General features: G+C 70.5%; 13 protein-coding genes and 2 riboswitches. Of the genes, 8 read left to right on the top strand and 5 right to left on the bottom strand.

Annotated features, from left to right (window positions below):
• Nucleotides 1–20 precede the first annotated feature (20 nt).
• Nucleotides 21–88: riboswitch (cobalamin riboswitch) on the top strand.
• Between the two features lie 77 nt (nucleotides 89–165).
• The 4 genes from PLL68_RS03670 to PLL68_RS03655 are packed head-to-tail and all read left to right on the top strand — an operon-like array spanning nucleotide 166 to nucleotide 2864.
• Nucleotides 166–864, top strand: coding sequence for an energy-coupling factor ABC transporter permease (locus PLL68_RS03670; protein WP_324531749.1), 699 nt, complete (start codon nucleotides 166–168; stop codon nucleotides 862–864).
• Nucleotides 857–1237 (top strand): energy-coupling factor ABC transporter substrate-binding protein, encoded by a 381-nt coding sequence (locus PLL68_RS03665; protein ID WP_324531747.1) that lies wholly within the window; start codon nucleotides 857–859, stop codon nucleotides 1235–1237. Before PLL68_RS03670 ends, PLL68_RS03665 begins: the two co-directional genes overlap by 8 nt.
• A 2-nt stretch (nucleotides 1238–1239) precedes the next feature.
• Nucleotides 1240–2019 (top strand): cobalt ECF transporter T component CbiQ, encoded by a 780-nt coding sequence (cbiQ, locus tag PLL68_RS03660; protein WP_010849192.1) that lies wholly within the window; start codon nucleotides 1240–1242, stop codon nucleotides 2017–2019.
• On the top strand, nucleotides 2016–2864 hold the full coding sequence (locus PLL68_RS03655) for an energy-coupling factor ABC transporter ATP-binding protein (protein WP_159898449.1): 849 nt from the start codon (nucleotides 2016–2018) through the stop codon (nucleotides 2862–2864). Before cbiQ ends, PLL68_RS03655 begins: the two co-directional genes overlap by 4 nt.
• A gap of 72 nt (nucleotides 2865–2936) precedes the next feature.
• Here PLL68_RS03655 and PLL68_RS03650 read toward each other — a convergent pair whose 3' ends face one another.
• Genes PLL68_RS03650 through PLL68_RS03640 form a run of 3 tightly spaced genes read right to left on the bottom strand, consistent with a single transcriptional unit; the run spans nucleotide 2937 to nucleotide 6276 of the window.
• Complete coding sequence (locus tag PLL68_RS03650) at nucleotides 2937–4529, bottom strand: precorrin-2 C(20)-methyltransferase (protein ID WP_324531745.1); 1593 nt, start codon at nucleotides 4527–4529, stop codon at nucleotides 2937–2939.
• Nucleotides 4526–5194 carry a precorrin-8X methylmutase gene (locus tag PLL68_RS03645; protein ID WP_324531743.1) on the bottom strand — a complete coding sequence of 223 codons (669 nt, stop codon included), beginning with the start codon at nucleotides 5192–5194 and terminating at the stop codon, nucleotides 4526–4528. The genes PLL68_RS03650 and PLL68_RS03645 overlap by 4 nt, the downstream gene beginning before the upstream one ends.
• Nucleotides 5191–6276, bottom strand: a complete 1086-nt coding sequence (locus PLL68_RS03640; protein WP_324531741.1) for a ferredoxin-like domain-containing protein — start codon at nucleotides 6274–6276, stop codon at nucleotides 5191–5193. Before PLL68_RS03640 ends, PLL68_RS03645 begins: the two co-directional genes overlap by 4 nt.
• A gap of 70 nt (nucleotides 6277–6346) precedes the next feature.
• Nucleotides 6347–6414: riboswitch (cobalamin riboswitch) on the top strand.
• Between the two features lie 77 nt (nucleotides 6415–6491).
• On the opposite strand from PLL68_RS03640, the gene cobN reads away from it, so the two are divergent.
• Together cobN and bluB are read left to right on the top strand one after the other, a co-directional pair.
• Complete coding sequence (cobN, locus tag PLL68_RS03635; RefSeq protein ID WP_324531740.1) at nucleotides 6492–10142, top strand: cobaltochelatase subunit CobN; 3651 nt, start codon at nucleotides 6492–6494, stop codon at nucleotides 10140–10142.
• Nucleotides 10117–11913, top strand: coding sequence for a 5,6-dimethylbenzimidazole synthase (gene bluB / locus PLL68_RS03630; RefSeq protein WP_324531738.1), 1797 nt, complete (start codon nucleotides 10117–10119; stop codon nucleotides 11911–11913). Before cobN ends, bluB begins: the two co-directional genes overlap by 26 nt.
• 60 nt (nucleotides 11914–11973) lie before the next feature.
• On the opposite strand, the gene cobF is transcribed toward bluB, so the two are convergent.
• Together cobF and PLL68_RS03620 are read right to left on the bottom strand one after the other, a co-directional pair.
• A complete protein-coding gene (cobF, locus tag PLL68_RS03625; protein WP_324531736.1) occupies nucleotides 11974–12762 on the bottom strand; it encodes a precorrin-6A synthase (deacetylating) in 789 nt (262 codons plus the stop codon).
• Nucleotides 12759–14204, bottom strand: a complete 1446-nt coding sequence (locus tag PLL68_RS03620) for a cobyric acid synthase (protein ID WP_324531734.1) — start codon at nucleotides 14202–14204, stop codon at nucleotides 12759–12761. The genes cobF and PLL68_RS03620 overlap by 4 nt, the downstream gene beginning before the upstream one ends.
• A 22-nt stretch (nucleotides 14205–14226) precedes the next feature.
• On the opposite strand from PLL68_RS03620, the gene PLL68_RS03615 reads away from it, so the two are divergent.
• Both PLL68_RS03615 and PLL68_RS03610 read left to right on the top strand, forming a co-directional pair.
• Nucleotides 14227–14889, top strand: coding sequence for a histidine phosphatase family protein (locus PLL68_RS03615; protein ID WP_324531731.1), 663 nt, complete (start codon nucleotides 14227–14229; stop codon nucleotides 14887–14889).
• A 206-nt stretch (nucleotides 14890–15095) separates the two neighbouring features.
• The coding region (locus tag PLL68_RS03610; protein ID WP_324531729.1) for a class I tRNA ligase family protein at nucleotides 15096–16283 on the top strand (1188 nt) is incomplete at its 3' end.

Below are 16283 nucleotides of genomic sequence, written 5' to 3'. Positions count from 1 at the left end.
CTGCCGAGCACCATCTGCGTGAGGAACCCGGTGCAAATCCGGGACGGTCGCGCCACTGTGAGCTGAGCCATCGGCGAGTCAGGAACTCCTGTGGATGTCGCGTGCCGCCGATCGGCGCCGCGCGTCACGTCTGATCGGGCGCGTCATCCCGAGGAAGGTGCAGCAATGCACATTGCCGAGGGCTTCCTGCCCCCACTTCATGCGGCCGCGTGGACGGCCGTCGCGGCCCCCTTCGTCATCCATGGCACCCGGGCGATCAGCCGCACCATCAAGGAGCACCCCGAGGCCAAGTTGTTGCTCGGTGCCGCGGGGGCCTTCACCTTCGTCCTCTCCGCGATCAAGTTGCCCTCGGTGACGGGCTCATCGTCCCACCCGACGGGCACCGGACTGGGGGCGGTGATCTTCCGGCCCCCGGTGATGGCGGCCCTGGGGACGATCGTCCTGCTCTTCCAAGCCCTCCTGCTCGCCCATGGCGGTCTGACCACCCTCGGGGCCAATGTCTTCTCGATGGCGGTCGTCGGCCCGTGGGTCGGGTATGCCGCGTTCCGCCTGCTCGGTCGCGCTCCCTTCTCGGTCCGCATCTTCGCGGCCATGGCGTTGGCCAACCTCGCGACCTACGTCATGACCGCCACCCAACTCGCGCTGGCCTTCCCCGGCCAGAACGGCTTCGTCGGCGCGTGGTCGGTCTTCCTCGGCATCTTCGCGATCACCCAAGTGCCGTTGGCCGTCATTGAAGGCCTCGTCGGCGTCCTCATCTTCAAGGCCCTGCGCAGTTGGGCCGGCCCAGAACTCTCCGCTCTCGGGGTGTTCTCGCGCCGCCCGGACCACGCCGGCACCAAGGTCGAGGAGGCCATCCATGCGTAAGCACGCGAGCACCCTGGCCATCCTCCTGGCGATCGTCGCCCTCTTCGCGGTCGCGATGGTCCTCGGCACCCGCCAGAGCACCGGCGACGGCGAGACCTTCATCGGCACCGACTCGGCGGCCACCACCCACATCGAGGAGAACCACCCCGGCTACACCCCGTGGTTCCAGCCGATCTTCGAGCCCTCGAGCGGCGAGGTCGAGTCCGGACTGTTCGCGCTGCAGGCAGCACTCGGCGCAGGAGCCCTCGGGTTCGTCCTCGGCACGATGCGCGAGCGGCGTCGCCAGCGCCGGTCGGCTGCCGACGATTCGAGCCGCCCGGTGAGCGACCCGGAGCCGGCCTGTGATGCGGCCGAGCCGCAGTCGAGGGGCTGACCTTGGCGCGATTCGCCCTCGACGAGGCGGCCTGGTCCGGGCCGTGGCGTCTGCGGTCCACCGGTGAGAAGGCCCTGCTGTCACTGGGTCTGCTCACGGTGGCCGCGACCTCGCGCTCCCTCTGGGTCTCCCTCGTCGTGCTGGCCGTCGCCGTCTCCACCGCCTTGTTCGCCGCCCGCGTCCCGAAGCGCACCTATGCCCTGGCGGTGGTCGGCCCGATGACCTTCGTCGCCGTCGGTGCCATCCCCATCGCCCTGACCTTCGGCGGCCAACCCACCGACGTCCTGGCCTCACTCGGCCCGGTGTCGCTCACGTCCACCGGCCTGTATGCCGCGGCGGCGGTCGCCGTGCGGTCGGCGGCCGCGATGGCGGCCATGACTCTCCTGGCGGCCACGACTCCGATGGTCGACCTGCTCGCGGGGCTGCGGCGACTGCGGGTGCCCGAGGTGCTCGTCGACATCGCCGGCCTGGTCTATCGGATGCTCTTCACCCTGATGGACTCCGTCCTTGCCGTCCGCGAGGCGCAGGCGGCCCGCCTCGGCTTCGTCGACGGCCGGACCGCTCGTCGGTCGATGGGCCTGATGGCGGGCTCGGTCCTCGGGCGCGCCTGGCAACGGTCGCGGCGCCTCGAGGAGGGCCTGCGCGGACGAGGGTATGCCGGGTCGCTGCGGACCCTGCCCAGGGAGACGGTCGTGTCGGTGCCCTTCATGGCGGTCAGCGGTCTGATCGTGACCGCACTGGCCGCGACGTCGATCCTGTTCGCGCTGCGAGGTGTCGCATGACTCATCGCACCGGCACGTGGGAGCCCACCGTCGGGGCGGTGCTCGTGGGCGAGGGCCTTCACGCGGGCTACCCGGGGCGAGGCGACGTCCTCGACTGCGCCCATGTGTCCGTGACGGGGCGCAGTCGGCTCGCCCTGCTCGGCGAGAACGGCTCCGGCAAGACGACTCTGCTGCGCTGCCTCTCGGGTGCTCATGTGCCCGACGCGGGGAGCGTGGCCGTCGATGGCATCACGCTCCGCCACGACAACGCCGGTCTGCGCGACCATCGGCAGCGGGTCCAGCTCGTGCTGCAGGACCCGGACGACCAGCTCTTCTCGGCCGATGTGCGCGCCGACGTCTCCTTCGGACCGATCAACCTCGGCCTCGACGACCACGAGGTGCGAGCGCGCGTGTCCGAGGCCCTCGAGCTGCTCGACGTCGTTGACCTCGCCGACCGACCGGTCCACCAGTTGTCCTACGGCCAGCGCAAGCGGGTCGCCATCGCCGGGGCCGTGGCGATGCGGCCGCAGGTCATCCTGCTCGACGAGCCGACGGCAGGCCTCGACCCACGAGCGGTGACGACCCTGCGCGCGGCCCTGGACAACCTCGAGGCACGGGGCACCACGGTCGTGGTCTCGACCCACGACATCGACTTCGCCTGGGAGTGGGCCGACGAGGTGGGCGTGGTCGTGGACGGCATCGTCCACCAGGGCAGCACCGTCAAGATCATGACCGACGAGGCACTCCTTCGACGGGCACACCTCGGCGTGCCGTGGCCGGTCAAGCTGCTCCGGTCACTCGGTCACGAGATCGACGTCGTCGACCCGCCGCGGACGGTCGCTGACGTCGCGCGTTTCCTGGGCTGAGCAGCGCCGCCCCTCTCGCGTGACCGAGCGCGGCCACGTCGACGCAGCGCGTGTCAGTCGATGCCGAGCGTGTCAGTCGACGTAGCGCGGCGTCCAGACCCGACCGCTGTCGGTGACCCGCGTGCTCGCGGCGCCGATCATGACCAGGCACCCCATGTCGACGGTCTCGGGGTCGAAATCACCCAGTGTCGTCACGGTCGACGATTCCTGCTCCCGACCCACGTGCCGCGCGACGACGACGACCCGATCCTCGGGCAGGACCTCCAGCAAGGCCGCCCTGGCCTGCACGAGCTGGTCGGGCCGGGAGGCCGAGCGCGGGTTGTAGAACGCCATCGCGAGATCGGCCCGAGCGCAGGCCCGGAGCCGCTCGACGACGACCGACCACGGCTTGAGCCGGTCGGACAGCGAGATCAGGGCGTGATCCGCGCCCAGGACGGCTCCGGCGAGCGCGGAGGCGGCGTGCGCGGCCGTGACGCCGGGGACGACGTGGATCGGCACCACGGCATACCGGGCGTCGGTCTCGGCGGCCTCGAACACTGCCGCGGCCATGCCGAAGACGCCGGCATCACCACCCGAGACGACTGCGACCTCGTGGCCCGCCAGAGCCAGGTCGAGGGCCTGTCGTCCGCGATCGACCTCGACGGTGTTGCCCGAAGGCAAGCGGGTCAGCCCCTCCCGTTGCGGCACCCGGGCGACGTAGGGGGCGTAGCCGATGACGTGATCGACACGGGAGAGCACCTCGCTCGCCTCCGGGGTCAACCACGCATCCGGCCCTGGTCCCAGCCCGACGACATGGACCGTGCCGAGCGTCACGGCGTCGCCGCTGCCATCGCCACCCGCAGTGGCGGATCGTGATGCGGGAGAACGAGATTCGTCGACTCCGGCGGGAGCGGCTCCCTCGGCGCGACCGGCCGCGTCGGCACGCAGGTCCTGTCCGGGCACGACGATGAGCGACATGTAGGGCACGGCGGCGGCGTCGACGTCGGCGAGGGGGAGGACGCGCTGACGTCTGCCCGAGGCCCGCTCGACATAGACGGCTCGCTCCAGCAGGCCCGCCTGACGGACCGCCTCGACGACCCCGGGGAAGGTCTGGCCCAACTTCATGATGATGGCCGCGTCCGTGTCCGCGAGGCGCCGTGCCAGCTCGGGCACCGGGAGCGTCCCTGGCAGGATCGTCAAGGTGTCCTCGTGTCGACACAGGCCGGTCGCGACGGCGGCGGTCGCCGCGCTCACCGACGTGACGCCGGGCACGACCTCGGTGGGGTAGTGCGGCGAGAGTCGGTCATGGACATACATGAAGGACCCGAAGAAGAGGGGGTCGCCGATCGCGAGGACGACGACACTGCGTCCCCTGGCCAGATGGCCCTGCAGTCGGTCGGCGCACTCGTCATAGAACTCGCCGAGCGCCGTGTAGTAGTCACCCGATTGCTCGGCGAAGTCGGCGGTCACCGGATAGCGCAGCTCCTCCTCGATCACCTCCGGTGACAACAGGTCGGCGACGATCGAGCGCGCCATCGACTGCTTGCCCGTGCCGGCGTGGAAGGCGACGACGTCGGCGCTGCGGATCAACTCGGCCGCACGCAGGGTGACCAGACCGGGGTCGCCGGGGCCGACGCCGACCCCATAGAGCCGTCCTGCGACCGATCGGGGCTCGTTGTCGTTCATGCGAGCTCCGACTCGTTGGCCAGGGCATTGAGGGCCGAGGCGGCCATGGCTGATCCGCCGCGGCGACCGTGCACGACCAGCCAGGGGATCTGACTCCCGTCAGGCAAGCGGTGCTCGGCCAGGGCCACCTTGGACTCGGCCGACCCGATGAAGCCGACCGGCATCCCGACGATCGCCGCCGGACGTGGCCCACCATCCAGGATCAGCTCCAGCAGGTGGAAGAGCGCGGTCGGCGCGTTGCCGATGGCGACGACGGCCCCCTCCAGGCGAGGTCCCCACAGCGACACAGCGGCCGCCGCCCGGGTGGTGCCCCACTGTCGGGCCAGCTCGGGCACCGACTCCTCGCGCAAGGTGCAGATCACGTCGTTGTCGGCGGGCAGGCGGCGCCTGGTCACGCCCGAGGCGAGCATGTGGGAGTCGGTGAAGATCGGGGCGCCGGCCTCCAGTGCCCCGCGCGCTGTCGCCACCAGGTCGTGGGTGGCCGCGAGGGCCGAGACGATGTCGACGTCACCGGCACCGTGGATGATCCGGGTCGCCACAGTGACCAGGTCCGGCGCGAAGTCACGGAAGTCCGCTTCGTCCCGGATCGTGCCGAAGGACCGGCGATAGATCTCGAGCCCGTCGGTGACGTAGTCGTAGCGGCGGGTGGGTGGCACCGGCGTCATCGGGCGAGCGCTCCATCGGCAGAGAGGATGTCGTCGACCGAGTGGGGGTCGACGACGAGGACATGGTCGAGTGTCGGTGCGCCACAGGCGCGTTCGCACCCCACGACGTGGAGCCGCGGCCCGTCCGGGCCCAGGCGAGCGGCGCTCTCCAGGGCCAGATCCATCGTCGGGGAGGACGTGCGGGCGCACCAGGGCGCCCCGGTGCACGCCGACAGGCGCGCCCACGGGTCGGACTCCGTGACGGTGAACCCCGCCTCCTCGAGGTCGGCGGCGAACTCTGCGCCACTGGGGACGACGAGAGAGCGCCACGGGGTGATGACCACGTCGTCGGTGATCGCGACGAGCGCCGAGAGATGGGTCGCGCGCAGCATCGCGAGCGGAATCCCGGCCACGAGATCCCCGCCCACTGGGCCCGGGGTCAGCGGTGGCGCCGGGTCCACGGGCATCGGCTCCAGCCCGGCGAAGACGGGCGAGTCCGCGGGCAGGTCACGGATGTTCCAGACGCGGGGACCTTCGCGATGCGTGAGGAAGAGCCGGGCCCTCTCGAGGAGGTGCGCGACGGCGTCGTCGCGGGCACACGGCATACCCAGTCCTGCCAACCGGATCACACCGGAGGTGGGCGTCAACGCCTGGTATGCCGCGTCGACCGGTTCGGTGAGCACCGCGCCCGTCGCGTCGGTGACGGCGAAGAGGAAGCGGCCGGGCAGGTCCGCGAGGAAGGGGTCGGCGCACAGGGCAGCGTCGAGCTCGGCGACAAGGGGTTGCAGATCGGGAGCGAGAGGGGCCGCGAGAATGTTGCGGGCGCGCTCATGGGAGGGCGAGGGAAGCAGTCCGGTGGCCTCGGCGCGGACCATGACGTCCTCGGGGAGTGGATCCGGCAGGCCCCGCACTTGGAGGTTCGTGCGTGAGGTGACGGAGAGCAGGGGAGCGCCGTGGTCGGCACCGATGGCGAGCAGGTCGGCCAGGGTCGACACGCGCACCCGTCCGCCGGGCACCCGCAGCCTGATGATCGCCCCGTCCTGGGCCACGAAGGGCTTGAGCAGACCGGGACAGCGGTCGGCTCCGAGGCGGGTGCAGGTCACGCCCGGGAGCATACGCTCGCGTTCCTCTCGCTCCGCGTCTGCCGTAGGCTGCCAAGCGGTCGTCGTCGACGGAACCCGGTGCAAGACCGGGACGGTCCCGCCACTGTGACGCCCGGGTGACCGGGCGGAGTCAGGAACGTCACGCCGACCTGCTCCGGCCCACCCTGCCGGGCATCCGTCGACCCGGGGCGCGGACCCCAAGGGAGTTGCACCAGATGCCACGTATTGCCCTGCTGTCCACCAGCGACACCGACCTGCTCAGTGCCCGTGCCTCCGGCGCGGAGTACGTGTGGGCCAACCCGGCCCGCCCGGGCCACCAGGACATGGGTGCGGCCCTGGAGGGCGCCGACATCGTCGTGGCGCGCATCCTGGGTGGTCCGCAGGACCTCTGCTCCGGCTTCCGGCGGATCAGCGCGACCGGCACGCCGATGGTCGTCCTCGGTGGTGAGCAAGCGCCCAACGCGGCACTGATGGAGCTCTCGACCGTGCCGGCCGGCGTGGTCGCGGAGGCGCACCGCTACTTGGCCCAGGGTGGCCCGGACAACCTGCGCAACCTGCATGCCTTCCTGTCCGACACCCTGCTCCTCACCGGTGCGGGCTTCGAGCCCCCGGATGAGCTGCCGGCGTGGGGTGTGCTCGATCGCCCCGAGCTCCCGACGCTCGACGATGGAGTGACCCGGCCCCGGATCGGTGTGCTCATCTACCGCGCGCAGCAGGCGGCCGGCAACACGGCCTATGCGCACGCGCTGTGCGATGCCATCGACGAGGCCGGAGGCGTCGGCGTGCCGATCTTTGCCGCCTCCCTGCGCGATGCTCCCGACGACCTCATCGCCCACTTGGGCACCTTGGACGCGCTCGTGACCACCGTCCTCGCCGCCGGTGGCACCAAACCGGCGACGGCCAGCGCGGGGGAGGACGACGAGGCGTGGAACGTGCGTGCCCTGGCCGAGCTCGACATCCCGATCTTCCAGGGGCTGTGCCTCACGTGGAGCCGAGCCGAGTGGGAGGCCTCGGATGACGGGATGTCCCCGCTCGACGTGGCCACGCAGGTCGCGGTGCCCGAGTTCGACGGTCGACTCATCACCGTCGCCTTCTCCTTCAAGGAGACCGACGCCGACGGCCTGCCGCACTACGTCGCCGACCTCGACCGGTGCGCGCGAGTCGCCCGCATCGCCGTCAACCACGGACGCCTGCGCCACACGCCGCCGCAGCAGCGCAAGATCGCGGTCGTCCTCTCGGCCTACCCGACCAAGCACTCGCGGATCGGCAATGCCGTCGGTCTCGACACACCCGTCTCCACGGTGCGGCTGTTGCGCGCCATGCGGGACGCCGGTTATGACCTGGGCCCGAACGGCGGTGCGGAGGGCATCCCCGGTCTGGGGGACCTGCCGCCCGTGGAGGGCGAGGCACCCGACACGACTGCGGGCAACGCCCTCATCCACGGTCTCATCGCAGCCGGCGGCCAGGACCCGGAGTGGCTCACCCAGGAGCAGGTGACGGACGCCCAGGTGCGCATCCCGGCGGCGACGTATGCCGCGTGGTTCGCGGCGCTGCCCGAGGAGTTGCGCTCAGCGATGGTGGAGCACTGGGGCGAGGCCCCGGGTGAGCTCTTCGTCGACCGCTCGCGTGACCCAGAGGGTGAGATCGTCTGTGCGGCCATCCAGTCGGGCAACGTCGTCCTCCTCGTGCAGCCGCCGCGCGGCTTCGGGGAGAACCCGATCGCGATCTATCACGACCCGGACCTCCCGCTGACCCACCACTATCTTGCGACCTACCGCTGGATCGAGGAGGAGTTCGGTGCCCACGCGATCGTGCACGTGGGCAAGCACGGCAACCTGGAATGGCTGCCCGGCAAGAACCTCGCCCTGTCGGCGGACTGCGGGCCCGATGCGGCTCTGGGGTCGCTTCCGCTGATCTATCCCTTCCTCGTCAACGACCCCGGTGAGGGCACCCAGGCCAAGCGGCGGGCCCACGCGACGATCGTGGACCACCTCGTGCCGCCCATGGCGCGTGCCGAGTCCTACGGCGACATCGCCCGCCTGGAGCAGTTGCTCGACGAGTACGGCAACGTCTCCGCGATGGATCCGGCCAAGGCGCCTGCCCTGCAGGGCGAGATCTGGACGCTGCTGCGCGCTGCCAAGATGGACCAGGACCTCGGGCTCGGTGACAATCCCGATGACTACGCGTTCGATGAGCTCGTCGGCCAGATCGATTACCACCTGTGCGCGATCAAGGACGTCCAGATCCGTGATGGCCTCCACGTCCTGAGCGAGGCTCCGACCGGTGAGGGGCTGCTCAACCTGGTCCTGGCGATCCTGCGGGCCGGACAGATCTTCGGTGGACGTTCGGACGGGATCCCGGGGCTGCGCGTGGCGCTCGGACACGACGAGATCGAGAGTGGCAGCGCCGACACCGACGCCTTCGAGGCGACGGCTCGCGAGCTCGTGGGACGCTGCGCGGACGCCCACTGGGAGGTCGGTGCGGTCGACGGGATCGTGCTGGAGGTCCTGGGTGAGGCCAATGCGGGGGTGTCCGCGTCGCTGACCTTCGCCTGCCGGGAGGTCGTCCCGCGACTGCGCGAGACCTCGCGTGAGATCCCGATGGTCCTGCACGCTCTCGACGGTGGCTACGTGCCGGCCGGCCCGTCCGGCTCGCCGCTGCGTGGACTGGTCAACGTCCTGCCGACCGGGCGCAACTTCTATTCGGTCGACCCCAAGGCGATCCCGTCGCGACTGGCCTATCAGACCGGGTCGGCGATGGCCGCGTCCCTCCTGGAGCGCTACCGCGAGGAGACGGGCGAGTTGCCGCAGTCGGTGGGGCTGTCCGTCTGGGGGACGTCGGCGATGCGCACCTCCGGCGACGACATCGGCGAGGTGCTCGCGCTGCTCGGCGTCGTCCCCGTGTGGGACGAGCAGTCCCGCCGCGTCGTCGGACTGGAGCCCTTGTCGTTGGAGGAATTGGGTCGCCCGCGGATCGACGTCACGGTCCGGATCTCGGGCTTCTTCCGGGACGCCTTCCCGCACGTCATCGCCCTGCTCGACGATGCCGTGGCGCTCGTGGCCGGTCTCGACGAGCCGGACGAGATGAACTTCGTGCGCGCTCACGCGCGCGCCGACGAGGCGGCGCATGGGGACGAGCGCCGCTCTCGCACAAGGATCTTCGGCTCGAAGCCAGGATCCTATGGCGCTGGCATCCTCCAGGTCGTCGAATCGGGCAACTGGCGCAATGACGCCGACCTCGCCGAGGTCTACACCCAGTGGGGCGGCTTCGCCTACGGTCGGGGGCTGGACGGCATACCGGCTCGAGAGGACATGGAGCGCAACTATCGGCGCATCCAGGTCGCGGCCAAGAACATCGACAACCGCGAGTCCGACATCCTCGATTCCGACGACTACTTCCAGTACCACGGCGGCATGGTCGCCACGGTGCGGGCGCTCACCGGCGCCGAGCCCAAGGCCTTCGTCGGTGACTCGACCTCACCCGATGCCGTCCGCACCCGCACCCTGCAGGAGGAGACGAACCGCATCTTCCGCGCCCGCGTCGTCAACCCGCGGTGGATCAGTGCGATGCAGCGGCACGGCTACAAGGGAGCCTTCGAGCTCGCCGCCACGGTCGACTACCTCTTCGGCTTCGACGCGACAGCCGGCGTGATCCCGGACTGGATGTACGAGAAGCTCGCCCAGGAGTACGTGCTCGATGAGACCAACCAGGCCTTCATGCGACACGCGAACCCCTGGGCCCTGCGCGGCATCGTGGAAAAGCTGTCCGAGGCTGCCGAGCGTGGTCTCTGGGAGCAGCCGGACCCCGAGGTGATGGCTGCCATGCAGCAGGTCTATCTCGATGTCGAAGGACAGCTGGAGGACTGAGGTGACCGAGGGCGCGCAGCAGTCGTGGGCACGGCCGGTGCCGGTCATCGGCGATGCCACGAGTGCTCGGACCCGCCGCGAGGACCCGGGCGGCTGGGCCATGGGTGCTCCGGTCGTCGAGGCCCTGGAGGCGGTCGTCGGCGCGCGCAGGGACATCCGGCGCTTCCGGCCCGATCCGGTGCCTGACGAGCTGCTCGAGGCCGTGCTCGCCGCGGGCCATCGGGCGCCGAGCGTCGGTCACTCGCAGCCGTGGCGTTTCATCGTCGTCAGCGACCAGTCCACGCGGGACCGGGCGGCCCATCTCGCCGACGCCGCGCGACTGGCCCAGGCCGACCATCTCACCGAGGACCGCGCCGCCCGCCTGCTCGACCTCAAGTTGGAGGGCCTTCGGGAGGCACCCTTGGGCATCGTGGTGGCCTGTGACCGTCGGACACCGGCGATGGGCGTGCTCGGCAGGGCGACCTTCCCCGATGCCGATCTGTGGTCGTGTGCCACCGCCATCGAGAACATGTGGCTCACGGCCCGCGCCCACGGCCTGGGGATGGGGTGGGTCACCCTCTTCGATCCCGCCGACCTGGCCGACCTCTTCGGTCTCCCCGAGGGCGTCGTGACGCTCGGGTGGCTCTGCCTGGGCTGGCCCGACGAGCGTCCGCCGGAGCCGGGCCTGCAGCGCGCGGGCTGGTCGACCAAGACCCCACTGGCAGACGTGGTGCTGCGGGAGCGTTGGAGCGAGGGCGCGCCGGAGCAGCCCATCTCGCACCTGCGCGGCCCTGACGAGCACCGCCTCGTCGCCGCGACCGATGATGCCGACGAACTCCTGGCTCCGCCCGACTCGCTCGGTGTCCTCGACCGTGTGCTCAACCGCGTGGCGGCCCTGGGGGAGCGGGACATCGACGGCGGCACCCTGGTCCTGGTGGCCGCGGATCATCCGGTGGCCGAGCTGGGCGTGAGTCCCTATGCCGTGTCGGTCACTCGTGAGGTGACCGAGGCCGCCGTGGCGGGCACGTCCATGGGCGCCGTGGCCGCGCAGACGGCCGGTCTGGGCCTGGTTGTGGTGGATGCGGGGGTCGATGGTGACGAAGCCGTCGTGGGAGCAGCGGTCGATGCCCGGCCCTCTGACCCGCGCGGTGACCTCGAGTCTGCCGATGCCCTGACAGTGTCCGACGTGGATGCCCTCCTCATCGCGGGTCGAGATGTCGGGCGCCGGGCTGCGCAGAGCGGTCTGGTCGTGCTCGGCGAGATCGGCGTCGGCAACACGACCGTTGCGGCAGCGCTGGCCTGCGCGCTGACCGGGCTCGACCCGGCAGAGGCGGTGGGCCTCGGTGCCGGGGCGGACGCGGCCATCCTGGAGCGCAAGCGTGACGTCGTCGCAGCGGCACTGCTGCGATGTGGTCCCGCTCTGGCCGGATCCGAGTCTCCGGCGGACCAGGCTCGTCAGGCCCTGGCCGGTCTCGGTGGTCCCGAGATCGCCGTGCTCACCGGCGTGGTGCTGGGCGCGGTCGAGGCGGGTGCGCCGGTCGTCCTCGACGGACTGGCCGGTTCCCTCCCCGGGCTGCTCGCCGCCCGGATCGAGCCCGCGGTTCAGGCCCATCTGGTGGCGGGGCAGCGCTCGCGCGAGCGGGCCCACGCGGCAGTCCTGCGTGCGCTGGGCCTCGAGCCGCTGCTCACCCTCAGGCTGCGCGCAGGTGAGGGTGTCGGAGCGTGTCTCGCCGCGTCGATGATCCTGCAGGGCCTCCGGATGCGACGACTGGCCGCACGCACGGTGGAGTGATCGGTCCTCGGTTCGCGTCGGTTGGCCAGCAAGGACGGGCTCTGACCGGGGCGTTTGTCGCTACGAGGGGCTCAGGACGTAGACGTCCATGATCCATCCGTGCTCGGCACGCAACTCGGCGCGGACGGCGACCACGTCGTCGATGACGTCGGCCAGGCGACCGGAGCGCAGCGTCTGCTGGGGGAGGCCGAGGTAGGCGCCCCAATGGATCAGCAGATCCGGGGCACGCTCCACGAGCCCTTGGCAGGCGAGGTGCCCATCGAGCATGACCACGACCGAGCCGAGCGATGGAGACCATTCGTCGACCAGACGCCGCCCAGTCGTGATGTGGACCGGTTGCCCGACCGCGTGGAGCACGATCGAGTGGGCGGCGGCAAGGGCCTGGAAGGCCGAGATGCCGGGGACGACGTGGGTGACGATCGGCAGGCGCTCACCGATGGCGTCGACGACACGAATCGTGCTGTCGTAGAAGGCCGGATCTCCCCACACGAGGAAGCCGACGACCGCGTCCACGGGGAGGGCGGCGATGACCTCGGCGTAGCGATCGGCTCGCGCCGCGTGCCAATCGGCCACCCCGGAGCGGTATGCCGTGTCATCGCGTTCGGCGTCCGGCCCACGGGTCGGGTCGGGCACAGTCACGAAGCGATAGTCCTGACCCTCCACCCCCTCGACGAACTCCGCGCAGATCGCCCGTCGCACCGCGACGAGGTCGTCCTTGGCGGAGCCCTTGTCCGCGACGAGGAAGACATCGACTGCGCGCAGGGCAGCGATGGCCTCCTGGGTGAGGTGCCCGGGGGAGCCGGCGCCGATGCCGATGACCTTGATGATGCGCGGCGTGGGTGGGCTCATGAGCCAGTTCCTCGGGTCAGCGTGAGCAAGGCTTCGAGGTCGAGATGCTCCTCGACGGCATCGGCGAGCGCGTCGATCATGGTCGAGCGCCGTTGCGCGAATCCCGGTGCCCCGGGCCGTGATTGCCAGCGTGAGCCGGCCAGTGCTGCGACCTCGGCGAGAAGGGCACGCCGGAAGTCGTCGCATTCCAGGGTGCCGTGCCAGATCGATCCGAAGACCGGCCCACGACGCATGCCCCCGGGGAAGGACCTGTCGTCGTCGACGACGCCGTGATGGATCTCGTAGCCCTCGACCCGATGACCCTGCCACTCGCCCGATGGACGCCCGAGGACCTTCTCCGCCGCGAAAGTGACCGAGGTCGGCAGCACGCCCAACCCGGCGCCGACGCCGGCCCCGCTCTCGACGGGGTCGTCGATCCACTGCGCCAACATCTCGTAGCCACCGCAGATCCCCAGGACCGGCCGGGCCGCGGTGACCCGCTCGACGACGACGTCGGCCAGGCCCCGCTCACGCAACCAGGACAGGTCACTGACCGTGGCTCGCGAGCCCGGCAGGACGAGCAGGTCGGCTTCGCGGCATACGTCCGGGTCGGTCGTCACCCGGACGTCGACGCCGGGCTCGGCGGCGAGGGCATCGACGTCGGTGGCATTGGAGGTCCGCGGGAAGCGCACCACGGCGACGGAGAGTCGGTCGGCCACGTCGTCCTCCGACGGTCGCCAGCGACCGACCGAGAGCGCGTCCTCGGAGTCGAGCCAGACGTCCTCGAGCCACGGGAGGACGCCGACGAAGGGCACCCCCGTGCGCCTCGTGATCTCCACCAGCCCAGGGGTGAGCACGGACTCGTCACCTCGGAACTTGTTGATGCAGAAGGCTTTCAGCAGAGCCCGGTCCTCGTCGTCGAGCAACGCCCACGTGCCGTAGAGAGCGGCGAGGATGCCGCCCCGGTCGATGTCTCCGACGACCATGACGGGCAGGTCGAAGCGCCGCGCCAGACCCATGTTGACGTAGTCGCCGCTGCGAAGGTTGATCTCAGCCGGGGAGCCGGCGCCCTCGGCGACGACGATGTCGTGGTTCGCGGCCAACTCCTCGTAGGCAGCGAAGGCGGCCTCGGCAAGGTGCGCGCGGCCAGTCGCGTATTCACCGGCCTGCAACTCGCCCGCGGGCTGTCCGCGCAGGACCACGAAGGCTCGACGATCGCTGCCCGGCTTGAGGAGCACGGGATTGTGCAGAGAGCTCGCCTCGACCCCAGCCGCCTCGGCCTGCAGATATTGCGCGCGCCCGATCTCCGAGCCATCGCGGCAGACCATCGAGTTGTTGGACATGTTCTGGCTCTTGAAGGGCGCGACGCGCAGCCCGCGGCGGGCCAGGGCGCGGCACAGTCCGGTGACGACGAGGGACTTGCCCGCATCCGAGCTCGTCCCGGTCACCAGCAGTCCAGCCACGCAGCGACCTTACAGTGGGCGCGTGAGGGATCCCGTGACCGTGCACCTCGTCCGCCACGGACAGTCGACGTGGAACGTCGAGGGCCGGCTCCAGGGGCAGACCGTGCACCCCGAGCTCACCGAGCGCGGGCGTCGCGAGGCCGCCGAAGCGGCCGCACTACTACGTGCGCGGTGCCCCGGCACGGGCGAGGATGTGGGTCTGATCTGCAGTGACCTGGTCAGGGCCGCGCAGACAGCCGCGGTGATCGGGCAGGTGCTCGGGGTGAGCGTCGAACAGGACGTCGCCCTGCGCGAGCAGGGCCTGGGTGTCCTCGAGGGCCGCCTCACGAAGGAGCTGGTGCCCGAGCCGACTCCCGAGGGGCTGGACATCACCGAGGTGCGATGGGGCGGGGGCGAGTCGATCGAGGACGTCCACGATCGCCTGGGGACCTTCTTCGAGCGCGTCCTCCCGGCTGCTCCACCCCACCTTGTCCTGGTCACGCACGGTGACACCCTGCGGGTGGCTCGCGCCTGGCTGCACGGTCGAGGTCATCGCGACGTCGACTGGGACCTGGTGCCGAACGGCTTCGTGACGACCCTGGCCGTCGAGGCCGGTAGACTTCGGGACCAAGAGCGTCTGAGCCGTCATCAGCGGCGAGCTTCCGGAAGAACAGCGGGTCCTGACTCGATCAGGTCCGCCCACTAGACCCGGACGGGTGGGCTTCGTCACAGCCTTCGACCAAGAGCGGTCGTATGCCGCGGGGCCCGGTTCGCCGGTCTGCGCAGCCAGGCGTGCGGCAAGCGAGGTGGCACCGCGGAGGTGAGCACCCGGCATACGGAATCGTGTGCGGGACTCACGTTCGTCCTCGTCCAGAGATTTCGAGTTGACGACCCGCAGGAGCACGAAGACCCATGACCTATCCCACGGTCTCCACGACCGGCCAGCACACCGGCGCCGCCTTCGGCGTCCCCTCGAGCCCGCGCTTCCCGCAGATCGAGGAGGCCGTCCTGGCCTACTGGGCGAAGGACAACACCTTCCTCGCCTCGGTCGAGGAGCGCCCGGCCGGTGTCAACGGGGCCAACGAGTTCGTCTTCTACGACGGCCCGCCCTTCGCCAACGGCCTGCCGCACTACGGCCACCTGTTGACCGGCTACGTCAAGGACATCGTCCCCCGCTACGAGACGATGCGCGGCAAGCACGTCGAGCGCCGCTTCGGCTGGGACACCCACGGCCTGCCCGCCGAGCTCGAGGCGATGAGCCAGCTCGGCATCAAGACCAAGGACGAGATCCTCGAGATCGGGATCGAGACCTTCAACGCCAAGTGCCGCGAGTCGGTCATGACGTACACCGGGGAGTGGCAGGACTACGTCACCCGCCAGGCCCGTTGGGTCGACTTCGACAACGACTACAAGACGCTCAACCCGACGTTCATGGAGTCGGTGCTCTGGGCGTTCAAGACCCTGTACGACAAGGGCTTGGTCTATGAGGGCTTCCGCTGCCTGCCGTACTGCTGGAACGACCAGACGCCGCTGTCCAACCACGAGCTGCGCATGGACGAGGAGGTCTACAAGAACCGGCAGGACCCCGCCGTCACCGTGGGCTACCGCCTCGAGACCGGCGAGCTCGCCCTCATCTGGACGACGACCCCGTGGACCCTGCCGAGCAACCTCGCGATGGCCGTGCGCCCCGACATCGACTACGTCGTCGTCGAGTCCGAGGGCCCGACGGGGAGCACCGAGCGGTACCTGCTCGCCGAGGCGCGCCTGGCTGCCTACACGCGCGAGCTCGGTGCGGATGCCGCGGAGCGGGTCGTCGAGCGGCTCACCGGGGCTGACCTGATCGGTCGGTCGTACACGCCACCGTTCTCGTACTACGCCGGCCACCCGAACTCCCACGTCGTGCTCGCGGCCGACTACGTGACGACCGACGACGGCACCGGCATCGTCCACATCGCCCCCGCCTTCGGTGAGGAGGACAAGCAGCTCACCGACCAGCACGGCATCGCCCCGGTGGTGCCCGTGGGCCCCGACGGCCGCTTCACGTTCCCGGTCAACGACTACGAGGGCCTGCACGTCTTCGAGTCCAACGCCCTCATCATC

It is taken from the genome of Ornithinibacter sp., assembly GCF_035443565.1.
Lineage (GTDB): Bacteria > Actinomycetota > Actinomycetes > Actinomycetales > Dermatophilaceae > Fodinibacter.
The sequence above is the reverse complement of the archived record's forward strand: the minus strand, read 5'-3'. Positions and strand labels throughout refer to the sequence as shown.

Bases quoted from the DNA above. Each gene is read 5' to 3' on its own strand.
- PLL68_RS03670 (WP_324531749.1), top strand. From the start codon at position 166: ATGCACATTGCCGAGGGCTTCCTGCCCCCACTTCATGCGGCCGCGTGG.
- PLL68_RS03665 (WP_324531747.1), top strand. From the start codon at position 857: ATGCGTAAGCACGCGAGCACCCTGGCCATCCTCCTGGCGATCGTCGCC.
- PLL68_RS03655 (WP_159898449.1), top strand. From the start codon at position 2,016: ATGACTCATCGCACCGGCACGTGGGAGCCCACCGTCGGGGCGGTGCTC.
- PLL68_RS03650 (WP_324531745.1), bottom strand. From the start codon at position 4,529: ATGAACGACAACGAGCCCCGATCGGTCGCAGGACGGCTCTATGGGGTC.
- PLL68_RS03645 (WP_324531743.1), bottom strand. From the start codon at position 5,194: ATGACGCCGGTGCCACCCACCCGCCGCTACGACTACGTCACCGACGGG.
- cobN (WP_324531740.1), top strand. From the start codon at position 6,492: ATGCCACGTATTGCCCTGCTGTCCACCAGCGACACCGACCTGCTCAGT.
- bluB (WP_324531738.1), top strand. From the start codon at position 10,117: ATGTCGAAGGACAGCTGGAGGACTGAGGTGACCGAGGGCGCGCAGCAG.
- cobF (WP_324531736.1), bottom strand. From the start codon at position 12,762: ATGAGCCCACCCACGCCGCGCATCATCAAGGTCATCGGCATCGGCGCC.